1 protein-coding gene is annotated in these 1,197 nt (G+C 70.2%); it reads left to right on the top strand.

Annotated features, from left to right (window positions below; all coding sequences use genetic code 11):
* Positions 1 to 18: 18 nt before the first annotated feature.
* Entirely contained in the window at positions 19 to 1,137 is a 1,119-nt protein-coding gene (gene ispG / locus ACFU99_RS44175; RefSeq protein WP_384404510.1) for a flavodoxin-dependent (E)-4-hydroxy-3-methylbut-2-enyl-diphosphate synthase, read from the top strand.
* The last annotated feature ends 60 nt before the right edge of the window (positions 1,138 to 1,197 follow it).

Genomic DNA, 1,197 nt, shown 5'->3' with positions numbered 1-1,197 from the left:
CGTACGGAGGGTCTGAAGATGACCGCCATCGATCTGGGCCTGCCGGCCCTTCCCCCCAAGACCCCGGTGCGCCGCCCCACGCGGCGGATCAACGTCGGCGATGTCCCCGTCGGCGGCGGCGCACCGGTCTCCGTGCAGACCATGACGACCACCAACACCGCCGACATCGACGCGACGCTCCAGCAGATCGCCGAGGTCACGGCGGCCGGCTGCGACATCGTGCGGGTCGCCGTGCCCTCCCAGGACGACGCCGAGGCCCTTCCGGCGCTCGCCGCGAAGTCCCCGATCCCCGTCATCGCGGACATCCACTTCCAGCCGCGCTACGTCTTCCAGGCCATCGACGCCGGCTGTGCGGCGGTCCGCGTCAATCCCGGAAACATCAAGAAGTTCGACGACAAGGTCAGGGAGATCGCCGCGGCGGCCTCGGCGGCGAAGATCCCGATCCGCATCGGCGTCAACGCGGGCTCCCTGGACCAGCGGCTGCTGGACAAATACGGCTCCGCGACGCCCCAGGCGCTCGCCGAGTCGGCCCTGCACGAGTGCTCGCTCTTCGAGGAGCACGGCTTCACCGATCTGAAGATCGCGGTCAAGCACCACGACCCGCTCACGATGATCGCCGCCTACCGGGCGCTGGCGGAGCGCTGCGACTATCCGCTGCACCTGGGCGTGACCGAGGCGGGCCCCGCGTTCCAGGGCGCCATCAAGTCCGCCGTCGCCTTCGGCGTGCTGCTGGCGGAGGGCATCGGCGACACCATCCGCGTCTCCCTCTCCGCCCCGCCGGTCGAACAGGTCAAGGCCGGCAATCACATCCTGCAATCGCTGGGCCTGCGCCCCCGTCAGCTCGAAATCGTCTCCTGCCCCGGCTGCGGCCGCCTCCAGGTCGACATCCACAAGCTCGCCGCCCAGGTCGAGGCCGCCTTCGACGGCTTCCCGCACCCGCTGCGCATCGCCGTCATGGGCTGCGTCGTCAACGGTCCGGGCGAGTCCCGCGAGGCCGACCTCGGCGTCTCCTGCGGCAATGGCAAGGGCCAGCTCTTCCTGAAGGGGGAGGTCATCAGGACCGTTCCCGAATCGAAGATCGTCGAGGCGCTGCTCGACGAGGCCATCCGACTCGCCGGGGAGGGTGAGCTGCCTTGACGCCTCACCGCTCCCTGGTCACCAGCGACCGGCCGTAGGCGTACCGCCCGTACGGTCTCC

This window comes from Streptomyces sp. NPDC057654 (assembly GCF_042800135.1).
Classification (GTDB): Bacteria; Actinomycetota; Actinomycetes; order Streptomycetales; family Streptomycetaceae; genus Streptomyces.
Note: the sequence above shows the minus strand (reverse complement) of the source record. Positions and strands in the feature narration are given on the sequence as shown.